Genomic DNA, 14,236 nt, shown 5'->3' with positions numbered 1-14,236 from the left:
TTTGGATCGGCGCAACAATGACAGACGGTGGCCGCCCATGCTGAACCGGTTAGCTGTGAAGTCGTCGATCGCACGCGTATTCGGTGCGCTCAGGACGCCGCCTGTGCGGCCTTTGGCCGTGCTGACCTACCATTCCGTCGGCTCGCCGGTGGCGGGTTCTGTGCCGGCGGCTCTGTTCGAGCAGCATCTCGAGCTTCTCATGCACTTGCCGGGCATGCCGAGCGTCGACTGGCGTTGCAAGGACGCTTGCGGTGTTTTCCAGCGAGCCTGGCTCGTCACCTTCGACGATGGATATCTCGACAATTTCATCGAGGCAGCGCCGATTCTCGATCACTATGGTGTTCGAGCGCTGTTTTTCGTTACCACGGCGTTCATCGAGCGCACGCACGACATCACGGCGACGTTCAGGAGCTGCAGGGGAATCCAAGCGATGAGCTGGGATCAGATTGGCGCATTGATTGAACGAGGGCACTCGGTCGGCATGCACGGTCATGCGCACCGCAACTTCGGACGCATGAGCCCGGACGAGGCGGCTGAAGAGTTCGAGCGCTCGCGAGAAATATTCAGGCGCCGACTCGGTCTGGTACCGGATGCGTTTGCCTATCCATACGGCCAGTTTCATCATCGACGCGCCGACTTTGCGCTGTTCGCCGGGCCGCCCGCACCACGCTACGTGTTCACGATGGACCATCGGCTGGCAAGCATGGACGATCTGGCGGCGCCCGTGCGCTACAGGTTGATACCGAGGCTGCGCGTCGATGCGCAAGACAGTGCGATGATCATCGGTCAAAAGGTGCGTGGCGCCTGGGACTATGTCGCGACAGTGCAACGGCTAAAGTCATGCATCGCGATGCGGTCTCTGGCGCCGTTGATACTGCGCGATCGCTGAAGATCGATCTCAGGGCCATGCGTGAGTTACCCCACGAATCTGCAACGACGGCGCCTGTCGCACAAAACGACGGGAAGTGGGTCGGCGCAGCGACAATCATGCCGTTCGCCGGCGCTTTTCTGTTCTTCTGTTTTTTCCCTTACGTCCAGATCGTGCCCACGGCGTCCGATCTTCAGCCGTACGCATTCGTCATGTCGCTTGCCGTCTGCCTGGCGGCGCGCGGCGGGCTGCCACGTGAAGTGTGGTTGTTCGCGGCCAGCTCGTTTGCAGCCCTCGTGCTATGGCTGATCGATGATCGGTCGTTCTTCGGATTCCGGGAGTTCTTGACCTTCCTGAGCTTGACGACCGTGACTGCGGCGGCCGTGAGTCTGTCGCGAACGCGTCACGGCTGGGCACTGCTGCGGCGCTACGTGGTATTTGCCACATTCTGCTGGCTGATTGTCGGTCTCGTCGAGCGGCTGGCGGAGCCGTCGATGATGTCGGCTCTCATTCCGAACACGAGCCTCAACCCGGATCGCGGAGTGACAGGTCTCGCGACAGAGCCGTCGTTCTACGGAATCTACTGTCTGTGCCTCTTGGGCCTCAACTATCTGTGCAACAACGGCAACAGGATCGTCTCGTTAGCGTTGCTGTTTCAAATCGTCGTTCTTGCACAATCGTCGATAGCGGTGCTGCTGCTTGTCATATTTGCAATCTACTGGTTGATCTTCTTTGTTTCGCCGAAAAATCTCGTCCTTGCGTCGCTCGCAGTATTGGCGATCCTCTGGATCCTTGCCGATCTGCTACCGCAATTCAGGTCAATGCGAATTGCTCAGTTGCCGCTCGACTTTATCGGCGATCCTTGGGTCGTCCTCGAGACGGACGCGAGTCTGAATGCCAGGCTCGGTCACAGCCTGTTCTCGCTTCTGGGATTCGCTGACAACTGGGGTGCCCCTCACGGCTTCGATCACTTTCACGAGTATGTCGGGAAGAAGTTGAGCGAGGTCGACTACGTCTGGCTGGGGCGACGCGATCCGGGCATCAAGATCATGAGCGGATACGGCGCCGCGCTGTTCGAGCTTGGTGTATTCGGCTTGCCGATTCCCGTTGCGGTTGCGCTCGCGATCAAGAGACACTTCCGAGGCCATACGCGAGTGGCGATCTTCGTTGTGTGCTATGTCACGACAGTCTTGTTTTCGGCTATCCAGCTGTCGCTGCCGCTGCTCGGACTCATGCTGGGCGTACTGCTGGCCACGTCGCGGGTAGAGCCGCATGTCGACACGGCGTCGCAGGTGACGAGAGACGAAACCGTATGAAATCATTGGAGAGTCGGGTTCGGCAAATGGCGCGGATCGTCCGCTACCGCGGCTACCCGATTCCGTTTCTCGCGCGTCGTTACATCCGGCGCGCTGGCGAGCGCTATGCCGGGTTCGTCGTCAAGCACGAGGTGTGCCTCGATATCGGGGCCGGCGTCGCACCGTATCGCGTGGACATCATTGAGGGCTTTCGCGTCGGCCACTATGTCGCGTACGATATCGCGCCGTCCGATGCAACGACTGTCGTGGGCGACGCCCGCAAGCTGCCGTTTCGTGATGAAAGCGTGTCGCTGATTGTGTCGATGGATACGCTGCAGCACATTCCAGCGGTCGCGGACGTGTTTGACGAAATGGAACGCGTGCTGAAGCATGGTGGCCTGTTGCTCGTCAGCTTCCCTTTTGTATTTGGGGAGTGTGACGTCACGGATTTCCGGCGTTGGTCGCTCGAAGGCATGGCGGACGAATTGCGGCAGCGCGGCTTCGAAATTCTGCACGCAGAACGGCGCGGCGGCGTGCTGTTCGCGGCAACATGTGTGTTGCACTGGGCGGTTCAACATGTGATTCCGGGGGCGCGCAAGGCGTGGCGCGTACGGCTATCGGGTCTGGTGCTGCTCCGGTCGATCGTGGTGACGGCGCTTACCATTCCTACCGCGCTGCTTTGCTGGCTCGCATTGGCGGTCGATGGTTTGCTGCCGGCCTGTGGTTTTTACATGGGCGGGTTGATGGTGGCGCGCCGCAAGATCGAGGCAGCCAATGAATGTGACGGAGCGTCCTGAACAGGGTGGCATTCGGAGCCATTCCAATCGGGAGACTTCATCGAGTTGCGGCTGTCAAAATGACATACGCACCGGACAGAAGGCTTTTCACAGGGGACGTGCAATATAAGATCCAGTGCGACAGCTACTCCATTGCGTGTCGCGCGCCATGCAACCGATCTTACGAATCGCCAACGTCATCGAAGATGGGCGGATTGCCGGTCCCCAACTGCGTATTGCGGCGGTGGCGCAGGCGCTGAAGCACACAGGCGTGCAAACCACCGTCGTTCATCCGCAGCAGGAATCGGAAGCATTCGCTGCACGCCTTGACGCAATCGGCATCGACAGGGTTGCGCTGCCGATTCATCGGCTCGCCAGAAATCGCAAGGCAATCGTGTGGTATCTGATCTCATTCCCACTCGAAATCTATCTTCTTTGGCGCTTGTTTTGCCGCGGCCGCTACGATTTCGTGCATTGCAGCGGCGGGTTCTGGCAGATCAAGGGATTGATCGCGGCCAAGCTGGCGGGAACAAAGGCGCTTTGGCACATCAACGACACGGTTCTGCCACGGTGGCTTCGCCCCATATTTCTGCTTGCGTGCAGAAGCCTTGCCGACGGAGTCATCGTGGCTGGCGAACGGGTGCGTTCGCACTACATGGGTGACGCGCGTTTGCCAATGCCCGTTATTGAAATCCAGGCGCCCGTCGATTGCAGGAAGTTCTATCCAGCGTCAGCGGCGGCGGACCCCGCGCTCGCGCGAACGTCGGCGCTCAAGATCGTTACCGTCGCGAATCTCAATCCGCTGAAAGGCGTCGAGCATTTCATCGGCATGGCGGCGTTGTTATCGCAGTGGTTCGACGATCTCGCGTTCTACATCGTCGGTCCCGCGTACGACTCGCAGAACGCCTACGTTTCCGCGCTGAAGGAATCGATTAGGCAGAACGATCTGACGAACGTGCACTTGATGGGGGCATCGAACAACATACCAGGCATCTTGCAGGCGGCCGATGTGTACGTCTGCTCTTCCATCGCTGAAGCCTCCCCGATATCGGTCTGGGAAGCGATGGCGATGGGAAAGGCGATCGTGTCGACCGATGTCGGCGACGTGAAACGATTCGTGATCGATGGCGTGAGCGGGTACGTTGTTCCTTCTCGTGACGCGCAGTCTCTGGCCGAGGCCACGGCCAAGTTTGTTCGGGATCGGTCGCTGCGTGAAAGGTGCGGGGCAGTGGCACGCCAGGTGGCATTGGAAAAGCTCGACATTTCCGTGTGCGTGGCCGCTCATCGGATGGCGTATTCGCGATGTTGAAGATCTCCGTCATCACTGCCGTCTTCAACGGACGCGAAACGATCTCGCGGACGATCGAGTCGCTGATCGCCCAGGATTACCCGGGCATCGAATACATTGTCGTCGACGGCGACTCGACGGATGGGACATTGAAGATTTTGGAGCGCTACCGGTCGCACATCGATATCCTGATCAGCGAGCGCGACAACGGAATATATGATGCATTGAACAAAGGCCTGCGGATGGCGACGGGCGACGCCATTGCGATTCTGCATTCCGACGATTTCCTCGCCGGACAGGATGTTCTGTCGAGGATCGCCCGCACTTTACAGGCGTCTGAAGCTGACGCGGTCTATGCCGATCTCGTCTACGTAGGCCGCTACTCGATCGACACGGTCATTCGCTACTGGAAGGCTGGCGAGTTCAGCCGTCCGAAGCTTGCTTTCGGGTGGATGCCACCGCATCCCACGTTGTGTGTGAGGCGCTCGCTTTACGAGCGGATTGGCGGGTTCGACGACTCGTTCGATATCAGCGCCGACTACGACATGATTCTGCGCCTGTTCAGCTTGCCGGATGTGAGGATGGCCTACATACCTCACGTTACGGTCAAGATGAGAGTGGGCGGAGTGAGCAATCGCTCATTACGTGAACTGGTGAAGAAATCGAAGGAGGACTTGCGAGCGATTCGCAAGAATCACATCGGCGGATATTTCACGCTCGTCTGTAAGAACGTTTCGAAGATTCCCCAGTTCTTTTGGCGGCGCTAGTGAAGGAAAGAGTCGTTCTGCGCCGTGGAGCCTTCTTCACGCATCCGCCCACCGCCGCAACAGATTGTGATAAATCCCGGTGAGCGCGATCACACTCGCATCGCGCCCGCCTTTCTCCGCGGTCAACTGCTGGATCTGCGTATCGAGCTGATAAAGCAGCGTGCGGTCCGCATCGTCGCGCACCATGCTCTGGATCCAGAAGAACGACGCGACCCGCGCGCCGCGCGTCACCGGCGTCACGTGATGCAGGCTCGATGCCGGATACAGCACCATGTCGCCCGCCGGCAGCTTCGCGCGATGGACGCCGAACGTGTCCTCGATGCACAGCTCGCCGCCGTCGTACGCATCGGGTTCTTCGAGAAAGAGCGTCGCTGACAGATCGCTGCGCACCCGAAAATCGGTGCCGCGCAACAGGCGGATCGCGTTGTCGACGTGCGTGCCGAACGCATCGCCGCCCGCGTAGCGATTGAAGAGCGGCGGAAACACCTTGAGCGGCAGCGCCGCCGAGAAGAACAGCGCGTTGCGCGCGAGCGCGTCCTGGATCGCGTCGCCGACCGCGCGCGCGGCGGGCGAGCCCTCCGGCAACTGCTGGTTGCGCTTCGCGAGCGCCGACTGCGCGCCGGACGTCGCGTTGCCGTCGGTCCAGTCGGCGTGGTCGAGCGCATCGCGGCATTGCGCGACCTGTTCCTTCGTCAGCACGCCGGGAATGTGAAGCATCATGTTGCGAATTCCTCCTGTCGCGCCGCGATCGCGCGGAACGCGTCGATCGGCGACGCCGCGAGATACGCGCGCATCTTCGCGACGAACGCGGGCGTCGCGGTGCGCGGCACGCGCGCGAGCCACTCGAGCGCCTCCTCGACGCGGCCACGCTCGGCGAGCAGGCGCGCATAGTTGAACTGGCCGCGAAAGTCGCCCGCGGCGGCCGCGCGCCGGTAGCAATCGAAGGCCGCGTCGCGGTCGGCCGCGACGATCCAGCCGTCTTCGTGGAAGCCGCCGATCAGGTTGATCGACTTCGCGTGGCCGAGCGCGGCCGCTTTCTCGAACCACTCGAGCGCGGCCGCGCGGTCCTCGTCGACGCCTTTGCCGAGCGCGAGCAGCGTCGCGTAGTTGTACATGCCCCAGTCGAGCCCCGCACGCGCGGCTTCGCGATACCAGTACGCGGCGACGGCCGCGCTCGCGGCCGTTCCCCAGCCGAACTCGTAGCAGCGGCCGACCATGTTCATCGCCATCGGATGATCGGCGCGCGCCGCATGCTTGAACCATTCGAGCGCGGCGGCGGGATCGCGCGCGACGCCCTGGCCGTCGAGCAGGTATTGCCCGTAGACGGCCTGCGCCTCGACGATTCCGTTCTCCGCAGCCGCCGCGACCCACGCGGCCGCGCGCTCGGGCGGGCCGGCGAGGATCTCGGCGAGATCCTCGCGCGACGCCGACGCAAGCGCCTTCAACGATACCGGCCGCATCGCGTCAGTAGCGCGCGTTCAGCGTGACGAACGCCGAACGGCCCGGCGCGATCGACGCGTAGTGCGCCGGATATGCCTGATCGAAGTACGTGCGGTTGAACAGGTTGTTCACGTTCAGTTGCAGGTCGAGCTTCTTGTTGATCCGGTACTGCGCCATCGCGTCGAAGCGCCAGTACGACGGCACGGCGCGCAGGTTCGCGGTGTCGCCGAACACCTTCGACATGTAGAACGCGCCGCCGCCGACCGTGAACTTCGGCGTCACGTCGTAGTTCGACCACAGCGTGAAGCTGTGCTTCGGCGTGTTCGGGAACTGGTGGCCATTGTCGGCGGTGTTCTTGCCGTTGTCGCGCAGTTCGCTCTTCATGTACGTGTAGCCGCCGAACACCTGCCACGCGCGCGTGATCTGCCCGGCGAAGCCGAGTTCGAGACCCTGCACGCGCTTGTTTCCGACCATCGCGTACTGGTTGTTCGGCAGCGTGACGCGCGCGTTCGTCGTGTCGATCTGGAACAGGGCGGCGGTGAGCGACAGCTTGTCGTTCAGCACGTTCCACTTCGTGCCGACCTCGATGCTGCGGTTCTTCTCCGGCGCGAGCTGGTCCGCGTTCGAGCCGACGCCGCCGCGGCCGGGCGTCAGCGACTGCGACTCGGACCCTTCGCCGAGCAGCATGCCGGCCGGCGTCGACGACGTCGCGTACGACGCATAGACACTGCCGTTCTGCGCTGGCTTGAACACGAGGCCGAGCTGCCAGTTGAACAGCGTGTCGTCGCGCGTGTAGGTTTTGCCGCCGTTTGCGCGGGTGTCCGTGAAGCGGGTCGAGTAGTCGTCCAGGCGCACGCCGGCGTTCACCTGCCAGCGCTTGCTGAGCTCGATCGTGTCGAACCCGTAGATCGATTTCGTGACGGTGCGCGCATGCGCGTAGTCGTTGTTGCGCGTGATCGAGCCGGCCCACGGATCGTTCGGATTCGGCGACCAGAGGCTCGTGCAGTTGTAGCCCGATGCGGCGCCGATCCCTTGCTGGCAGATATTGCCCGTGCCGGTCGCGACGTTGTACGTATCGCGCTTGCCCCATTCGCGCGACAGCTCGAGGCCGGTCGTGAAGCTGTGCTTGAACGGGCCGGTGCGGAATTCGCCGAACAGCTCGGTCTGGTTTGCGATGCTGTTGATCGAGCTGATGCGGTTGTTGTTGCGGCGCCAGACCCGGCCGTTGATCACGTTGCCCTGGCTGTCGTCAGGCTGCGTCCAGATGTAGTCCTGGGTCGACTCCGTGTAGCGGGTGGTGTTGCGGATCGTCAGCGACGGCGTGATGTCGTGCTCGATCCTGAGCGTCGTGATGTCCGACGTCGTCTTGCGGAAGTCGCGGTCGACGAGGCCATAGAAGTTGTGCCGGTCGACGTTCGCCGGATAGATCGTGTCGACGTTCGCGGGCTTGTTCGCCGTCGTGTAGAAGTACGGAATGCCGCTGTCGGGCAGGTCGTCGGTCGACAGGTGATAGTAGCTCGCGGTCACGCGCGTCGCCGTGCCGAGGCCGAACGCGATCGACGGCGCGACGCCCCAGCGCTCGTTGTTCACCGCGTCGCGGCCGGCGACGTCGTTGTTGTGGCTCATCAGGTTCAGGCGGAATGCGGCGTGATCGGCGAACTGCCAGTTGCCGTCGGCGGTGAAGCGGCGGTAGCGGTCGGTGCCGAGCCCCGCGCTCGCCTCGGCCGTCGTGCCGAGATGCGGCGCCTTCGTGACGAGATTGATGCTGCCGCCCGCGCCGCCGCGGCCGCCGTACGCGCCGTCCGAGCCCTTCGTGATCTCGATGCGCTCGGTGTTGAAGATTTCGCGCGTGGTGGCGCCCGTGTCGCGCATTCCGTCGACGAACATGCTGCCCTGCGTGTCGTAGCCGCGGATGAACGGGCGATCGCCGAGCGGGTTGCCGCCTTCGCCTGCGCCGAACGTGATGCCGGGCACGGTGCGCAGCGCTTCGGTGAGGGTCGCCGCACCGCTGTTGTGGATCAGTTCCTGCGGAATCACGGTGACGGATTTCGGCGTGTCGACGAGCGGGGCGGTGAATTTCACCGACGACGAGAAGTCGACCTTGTAGCTGGGCTCCGCCGCGCCTTTGATCTGGATCGGCGCAAGTTCCTTGTCGTGATCGGCGGTCGCGACGGGCGGCGCGGCGTCCTGCGCGAACGCCGGGCTCGCGGCGAGCACGCTGCAAAGGGTGGTGAATTTTCCGAGCTTCAACTCGTCGGAGCGCGACTTCATCGGTGGTATTTCCTCGCCAGGTGTGACTCGATCGGGCGAGGCAATCGCATGCGCGACGCCATCCCGCCCGAACATTACAAATTGTTTTCGGGCGCCATTTTAGTGAATAAGTTTATAAATGAGAAGCGTTCTTGTTACGTTTTCTCGAACAATGATCGATGGATCGGGCTATCTCTTTGAATGGAAAGAGGTAAACGGTGGGCGCTGGTCGGCGAGCGGCTGACTAGTTCGCCGGGAGTCAGGGACTGTGTGGGTAGCGCGTCCGATCCCCGCCGTGCGTCCGCGGCCGGGGCGACGGGCGTGCGCCCGGAGGCAAACGCCGAGGCGATCCGGGCGAGCGCGACGGCGGAAGCGGTGCGGCAAGGCGGCCGACGGCGCGCATGGAACGTGCGAGACGTCGGATCGCGCGAATGCGGGAATCGGGAGGGCGGGAAAAGTCCGAGGAAGGCCGGGTGGCCGCCGATGCAATCGACGCCCGCAGGCAAGGTGCGTGGGGCGAACGTCGTCCGGGCGCGTCGAGCGAACGGGCGATGGACGCCCGGTCCGCCGCCCGCCGTGCCCGCCGCGTTTCCGCCGGAATCAGTCGATCCCGTGAAACACCGCATCCTCCGGCCCGAGATACGCGGGCGGACGCCACGTCGCGTCGCGCATCGAGTGCTGCACCAGATGCTCGACGCCGAGCAGTACCGCGAAGATCGCCATTCGCACCGGAATCCCGTTGTCCGTCTGGCGGAAGATCGCGAGGCGCGGGTCGCGGTTCAGATCGGTCGACAAATCGTTCGCGCCCGGCCGGCTGTCGCGCGGCAGCGGGTGCATGATCAGCGTGTCGCGGCCGCACACCGTATCGACGAGCGCCTGGTTGATCTGGAAGTCCGGCGTGTAGCCTTCGAACGACTCGTCGGTGAAGCGCTCCTTCTGGATCCGCGTCGCGTAGACGACGTCCGCGCCTTTCAGGCCCGCCGCGAGATCGTGCGTTTCCTCGACCACGTGGCCGTTCTTCGAGATCTGCTCGACGATGTACGTCGGCATCTCGAGCGTCGGCGGCGACACGAGCGTGAACTTCAGCCCGCGATACAGCGCGAGCAGCTTGACGAGCGAGTGGACGGTGCGGCCGTACTTCAGATCGCCGACGAGCGCGATATGCGCGCCGTCGACGATCTTGCCGAGCCGCGAGAACTCGCGCTGGATCGTGTAGAGATCGAGGAGCGCCTGGCTCGGATGCTCGCCGGGGCCGTCGCCGCCGTTGATCACGGGCAGGTTCGTCGCGCGCGCGAACTCGGCGACCGAGCCTTGCTCGGGGTGGCGGATCACGAGCGCGTCGACGTAGCCCGCCATCACGCGGCTCGTGTCGTAGACGGATTCGCCCTTCGCCATCGACGAGAACGTGAAGCCCGTCGTGTCGCACACCGAGCCGCCGAGCCGGCAGAACGCCGCGCCGAACGACACGCGCGTGCGCGTGCTCGCCTCGAAGAACAGATTGCCGAGCACCGCGCCCTCGAGCACGCGCGAGATCTTGCGTCGGCGCGCGATCGGCTGCATCACGTCGGCAACGCGAAAGAGCGCCTCGACCGAATCGCGCGAGAATTGGTCGACCGACAGGAGTTGCGGCTTGCCTTCGAACAGGAACTGGTTCGCGAGCGGAGGCGGCGAATCTACGCGTTGCGTATATTTTTCGGCGGACTCCGGACGCGTGACGATCTCGGAGACGAAGCGCTCGACGATTTCGGGCATCCCGCGCGATTCTTGCGAATCGTCGGGCAAAAGCCATGTGTCGAGCGCGCGGCGGCTGACGCCGATGCGGTTCGCGAAGGCTTCGCGGGTCATGTTGAGGCGGCGCATCGCGTCGCGCAGGAACGCTTGCTGAGGAACGGTCATCGGTCGGCTGAACTCTCTGAAATATACGCGATGCGTATGTTAGGTCGCCGGCAGCCGAAGTCAAGCAGAAAATGCGGGCAGGTTGACGGATGATGGACAGTGGCGCATCCCGCGAAAGCGCTGTACGAGCCGAAACACGTTTGACAATTGCTGTGCCTCGCACGACGGGTGCGTCCGTATAATCGGGATCGGTCCCCGCGCCGCCGTGCTCGGGTGGATTTCGATACGTCGGTTGCTCGCAAAGAGCCCGCATTGACAAGGAGAGTGAGAATGAATCGCGCGATTGCTGCTGCCCTGCTGATCCTGACCGCCGCGCTTGCCGGCTGCAACACGATCGCCGGCGTCGGCCAGGACATTTCGAAGGGCGGCCAGGCGATCTCGAACACGGCCGAGAAGGCGAAGTAAGTGAGGTCGTTCCCTATCGAAGGGATGGCTGCCGTGAGAACGGCGGCGCGGGCGGGCCCGGCGAGATGCCGGGCCTGTGTCGTTTTGGGGCTTGCGCGGGCTTGGGCTAACCTGGCGACCCGCTCGGACGCGGGGCCGACCGGCGCAGACATCGATTGGGACTGGGGCGGCTGACGGATATTCCGATCTGTCCATTTGGCCAGAATTGGCTGGACGTGCACGCGCACGTGGACGCCGATGTATGGCTCGAAATCAACAGCCGCGGCACCGTTGCAGTTTTGACGAAAATCAAATGCAGAGGGCGTGTTTCGGCCTTATCGCCAGAGCATCGATCGACATCGAATCGGAACGAAATGACGGCTTTGCTGAAATTCCCGCGGGTGCGACCGATTGGGAACGCGCATCCCGCTTTCTGGTTTGACCTCCGCCGGAAGATGGGCGCGTACGTTCAACGTGCTTGCCGGTATCTGGAGGGTGCATCGCAGACATGTCAAGGATGCATTCGCGCTTCTTCAACGGCCTTCCGCGGTGTTCGACAAGAACGGATGTCTCGTGTGCCATGTGGTCACATGCATGGTATGCATCGGCAGCGTTCACGAGCGTGGCTTCGTTGAAGGGGGCGCCGATCAGTTGGAAAACCAGTGGCAGCCCGTTTGCGGATGCGCCGCACGGCAAGAGCACCGACGGCACGCTTGCCATATTGAACGGGCATGTGAAGCGGTGGATACCCGGCCGCAGCAAGCAGACAGCACCACGAGCCCGATCGGCGGGCAGGCATCCGCCGCGAGGCCCGCGGCGCACCCCGCGTCACAGCACGTTCATCATCGCGAGCGCGGTTTCCTGCAGGTGCGGCAGTACGCGCGCGAGCGCGGCGCCGGCGCTTTCGCTGCCCATCGGCATGTTGGTGCTGAGCGCGGCGACGACTTCGCCCTGGCGGTTCTTGAGCGGCACCGCGATCCCGCGCACGCCGACCTGCAGTTGCTGCTCGATCAGCGCGTAGCCATCGATGCGCGCCCGGTCGATCTTCTCCTGCAGGCGCGACTTGTTGGTCAGCGTGTGCGGTGTGAACGGCGGGAACTCGGTCGAATCGAGCCACGCGCGCACCGCGTCCTGATCGTTCTTGTATGCGAGCAGCACGACGCCCGGCGAGATCAGCGGCGCGGGTACGCGCGCGCCGAGCACGAAGCCCGTCGTCATCACGCGCGACACGCCGTTGCGCGCGATCACGACGAGTTCCCATTCGTCGAGCACGCTGACGTACGCGGATTCGTTGAGCGTCGCGCTCAGTTGCTGCAGATACGGCTGCACGGTGCGCGGCAGCCGCGCCGAGTCGAAGTACGACCAGCCGACCCGCAGCACGCGCGGCGTGAGCCCATAGAGCCGTCCGTCCGTGTACACGTAGCCGAGCGATTCGAGCGTCAGCAGATAGCGGCGCGCGGCGGTGCGCGTCAGGCCGGTGCGCGCGGCGGCCTGGGTCGGCGTCATCCGCGCGTGCTGGCTGTCGAACGCTTCGAGGATCGCGAGGCCTTTTTCGAGGCCGGCGATCCAGTCGCGCTTGTCGAGCGGCGTTTTCTTCATCCGCGCGCGGCGCTCAGGCGACGCGCATCCGCGCGGCGACGAACGTCGAGATCAGACAGCCGATCGCGAGATACGCGGCGACGAGGTGCCACGAGCCGCCGGCGAAGCTGACGAGCGCGACCGCGATGAACGGCGTGAAGCCGCCGCCGACGACGCTCGCGAACTGATAGCCGACGCCCGCGCCGCTGTAACGGTATTCGGCGCCGAACAGCTCGGTGAAGAGCGGCTGCTGGACGCTCACGACCATGTCGTGCGCGATGTTCGCGAGCATCACCGAGAAGATCACGATCCAGATGGTCGCGCGCGCTTCGAGCGCGACGAAGAACGGCACCGCGCACGCGAGCCCGACGAGCGCGCCGACGATATAGATGCGGCGCAGCCCGAAGCGGTCGGCGAGCCACGCGAAGCACGGAATCGTCGCGCAGCTCAGCGACCCGACGAGGAGGCCGATGTTCAGGAACAGATCGCGCGACATTCCGAGATTCGACGTCGAATAGCTGAGCGCGAACGCGGTCACGATGTACATCGTGAACAGCTCGGCGAGGCGCAGCGCGACGATGTAGAGGAACGCCTTCGGATGACGGGTCAGCGCCTCGATCACCGGCAGCTTCAGCTTGCGGTGGCCGTGCTCGACCTTCTCGACGAACTCCTGCGACTCGTCCATGCTCGAGCGCACCCACAGGCCGATCAGCACGAGCACGATGCTGAACACGAACGGCAGCCGCCAGCCCCACGCACGAAACGCGGCGTCGCCGAGCGTGTGGCTCAGGATCGACACGATGCCCGTCGCGAGCACGAGGCCGACGCCGTAGCCGACCTGCACGCCGCTGCTGTAGAACGCCTTCTTCTTCTGCGGCGCGCTTTCGACCGCCATCAGCGCCGCGCCGCCCCATTCGCCGCCGACCGCGAAGCCCTGCACCGCGCGCAGCGCGACGAGCAGCACGGGCGCCCACCAGCCGATCGTCTCGAAGGTCGGCAACAGGCCGATCGCGACCGTCGACACCCCCATCAACATCACGGTCAGGACGAGCATCCGCTTGCGGCCGAGCCGGTCGCCGTAGTGGCCGAACACGACGCCGCCGAGCGGCCGGAACAGGAAGCCGACGCCGAACGTCGCGAACGCGGCGAGCGTGCCCATCGTCGGGCTGACGTTCGGGAAGAACGCGTGGTTGAACACGAGGGCGGCGACGATGCCGTACAGCAGGAAGTCGTACCAGTCGACTACCGCGCCGACGAAGCTGCCGATCGCGGCCTTGCGAGCCTGTTTACCGAGGGCGGGGCCGGCGCCGGCCGTGCCGACCGCGTCAAATGCTGGGGTCATTCCATGTCTCCTGTTTTCGTCGTCGCATCACCGCCGCGGCGGCCTGGGGCGTTTGCGGCGTCGTCGGCGCAGCTCGCGCGAGCCGTCGCGTCGGGGTGATCGCAGGATAGGAGCGGCGGCGGGTTCCGAGCAACGTGGCAAGGCATTGCAATGGGCGATTATCGAACGGAAGCGTGCGATTATCGAACGATTTCCGGGTTTGCTCTAGGCAGATGGCCGATGCGCGTCGATCCTGTTTGGCCGCATGAACGATTTGGTTAAAATCGCTAGCGCCGGCCGACGATCGGCGGTCGTCATGCTGCGGCGCAGCGTGCGGACGGCCGCGCCGACCGCAGGCCGCGCAAGTTCCACC

At 63.8% G+C, this 14,236-nt stretch carries 12 protein-coding genes; 6 read left to right on the top strand and 6 right to left on the bottom strand.

What is annotated here, in order from left to right; translation table 11 throughout:
- The first annotated feature begins 37 nt into the window (after positions 1–37).
- From WS70_RS25480 to WS70_RS25460, 5 genes are all read left to right on the top strand, one after another.
- Entirely contained in the window at positions 38–889 is an 852-nt protein-coding gene (locus WS70_RS25480) for a polysaccharide deacetylase family protein (protein WP_082722430.1), read from the top strand.
- Positions 841–2,184 (top strand): hypothetical protein, encoded by a 1,344-nt coding sequence (locus WS70_RS25475; protein ID WP_159082963.1) that lies wholly within the window; start codon positions 841–843, stop codon positions 2,182–2,184. The genes WS70_RS25480 and WS70_RS25475 overlap by 49 nt, the downstream gene beginning before the upstream one ends.
- Positions 2,181–2,960 (top strand): class I SAM-dependent methyltransferase, encoded by a 780-nt coding sequence (locus WS70_RS25470; RefSeq protein WP_082722429.1) that lies wholly within the window; start codon positions 2,181–2,183, stop codon positions 2,958–2,960. The genes WS70_RS25475 and WS70_RS25470 overlap by 4 nt, the downstream gene beginning before the upstream one ends.
- 148 nt (positions 2,961–3,108) lie before the next feature.
- Complete coding sequence (locus WS70_RS25465) at positions 3,109–4,248, top strand: glycosyltransferase family 4 protein (RefSeq protein WP_059598366.1); 1,140 nt, start codon at positions 3,109–3,111, stop codon at positions 4,246–4,248.
- Positions 4,242–4,994 (top strand): glycosyltransferase family 2 protein, encoded by a 753-nt coding sequence (locus WS70_RS25460; RefSeq protein WP_197419299.1) that lies wholly within the window; start codon positions 4,242–4,244, stop codon positions 4,992–4,994. The genes WS70_RS25465 and WS70_RS25460 overlap by 7 nt, the downstream gene beginning before the upstream one ends.
- A gap of 36 nt (positions 4,995–5,030) precedes the next feature.
- Here the strand turns inward: WS70_RS25460 and WS70_RS25455 are convergent, their stop codons facing one another.
- The 4 genes from WS70_RS25455 to WS70_RS25440 form a co-directional block, all read right to left on the bottom strand.
- The gene (locus tag WS70_RS25455; RefSeq protein WP_059473030.1) at positions 5,031–5,714 is read right to left on the bottom strand and encodes a Fe2+-dependent dioxygenase; all 684 of its coding nucleotides are present in this window, start codon (positions 5,712–5,714) and stop codon (positions 5,031–5,033) included.
- Entirely contained in the window at positions 5,711–6,454 is a 744-nt protein-coding gene (locus WS70_RS25450; protein WP_059598365.1) for a tetratricopeptide repeat protein, read from the bottom strand. The genes WS70_RS25455 and WS70_RS25450 overlap by 4 nt, the downstream gene beginning before the upstream one ends.
- Positions 6,455–6,458: 4 nt before the next feature.
- A complete protein-coding gene (locus tag WS70_RS25445) occupies positions 6,459–8,705 on the bottom strand; it encodes a TonB-dependent receptor (protein WP_059598364.1) in 2,247 nt (748 codons plus the stop codon).
- A gap of 579 nt (positions 8,706–9,284) precedes the next feature.
- Positions 9,285–10,580: an aspartate carbamoyltransferase gene (locus WS70_RS25440; protein ID WP_059598363.1), complete on the bottom strand. Its 1,296-nt coding sequence runs from the start codon at positions 10,578–10,580 to the stop codon at positions 9,285–9,287.
- Positions 10,581–10,850: 270 nt separating this feature from the next.
- On the opposite strand from WS70_RS25440, the gene WS70_RS25435 reads away from it, so the two are divergent.
- Positions 10,851–10,985 (top strand): entericidin A/B family lipoprotein, encoded by a 135-nt coding sequence (locus WS70_RS25435; RefSeq protein WP_004528487.1) that lies wholly within the window; start codon positions 10,851–10,853, stop codon positions 10,983–10,985.
- Positions 10,986–11,792: 807 nt separating this feature from the next.
- Here WS70_RS25435 and WS70_RS25425 read toward each other — a convergent pair.
- Positions 11,793–12,563 (bottom strand): IclR family transcriptional regulator domain-containing protein, encoded by a 771-nt coding sequence (locus tag WS70_RS25425; RefSeq protein WP_059473034.1) that lies wholly within the window; start codon positions 12,561–12,563, stop codon positions 11,793–11,795.
- A gap of 13 nt (positions 12,564–12,576) precedes the next feature.
- Entirely contained in the window at positions 12,577–13,884 is a 1,308-nt protein-coding gene (gene shiA / locus WS70_RS25420) for a shikimate transporter (RefSeq protein ID WP_059473035.1), read from the bottom strand.
- Positions 13,885–14,236 lie beyond the last annotated feature (352 nt).

It is taken from the genome of Burkholderia mayonis, from assembly GCF_001523745.2.
In the GTDB taxonomy this organism is placed as follows: Bacteria; Pseudomonadota; Gammaproteobacteria; order Burkholderiales; family Burkholderiaceae; genus Burkholderia; species Burkholderia mayonis.
This window is presented reverse-complemented; position numbering and strand designations above follow the sequence as displayed.

Excerpts from the sequence above, each read along its gene's own strand:
- WS70_RS25480 (WP_082722430.1), top strand. The coding sequence starts at position 38 with ATGCTGAACCGGTTAGCTGTGAAGTCGTCGATCGCACGCGTATTCGGT.
- WS70_RS25475 (WP_159082963.1), top strand. The coding sequence starts at position 841 with ATGCATCGCGATGCGGTCTCTGGCGCCGTTGATACTGCGCGATCGCTG.
- WS70_RS25470 (WP_082722429.1), top strand. The coding sequence starts at position 2,181 with ATGAAATCATTGGAGAGTCGGGTTCGGCAAATGGCGCGGATCGTCCGC.
- WS70_RS25465 (WP_059598366.1), top strand. The coding sequence starts at position 3,109 with ATGCAACCGATCTTACGAATCGCCAACGTCATCGAAGATGGGCGGATT.
- WS70_RS25460 (WP_197419299.1), top strand. The coding sequence starts at position 4,242 with ATGTTGAAGATCTCCGTCATCACTGCCGTCTTCAACGGACGCGAAACG.
- WS70_RS25455 (WP_059473030.1), bottom strand. The coding sequence starts at position 5,714 with ATGATGCTTCACATTCCCGGCGTGCTGACGAAGGAACAGGTCGCGCAA.
- WS70_RS25450 (WP_059598365.1), bottom strand. The coding sequence starts at position 6,454 with ATGCGGCCGGTATCGTTGAAGGCGCTTGCGTCGGCGTCGCGCGAGGAT.
- WS70_RS25445 (WP_059598364.1), bottom strand. The coding sequence starts at position 8,705 with ATGAAGTCGCGCTCCGACGAGTTGAAGCTCGGAAAATTCACCACCCTT.
- WS70_RS25440 (WP_059598363.1), bottom strand. The coding sequence starts at position 10,580 with ATGACCGTTCCTCAGCAAGCGTTCCTGCGCGACGCGATGCGCCGCCTC.
- WS70_RS25435 (WP_004528487.1), top strand. The coding sequence starts at position 10,851 with ATGAATCGCGCGATTGCTGCTGCCCTGCTGATCCTGACCGCCGCGCTT.
- WS70_RS25425 (WP_059473034.1), bottom strand. The coding sequence starts at position 12,563 with ATGAAGAAAACGCCGCTCGACAAGCGCGACTGGATCGCCGGCCTCGAA.
- shiA (WP_059473035.1), bottom strand. The coding sequence starts at position 13,884 with ATGACCCCAGCATTTGACGCGGTCGGCACGGCCGGCGCCGGCCCCGCC.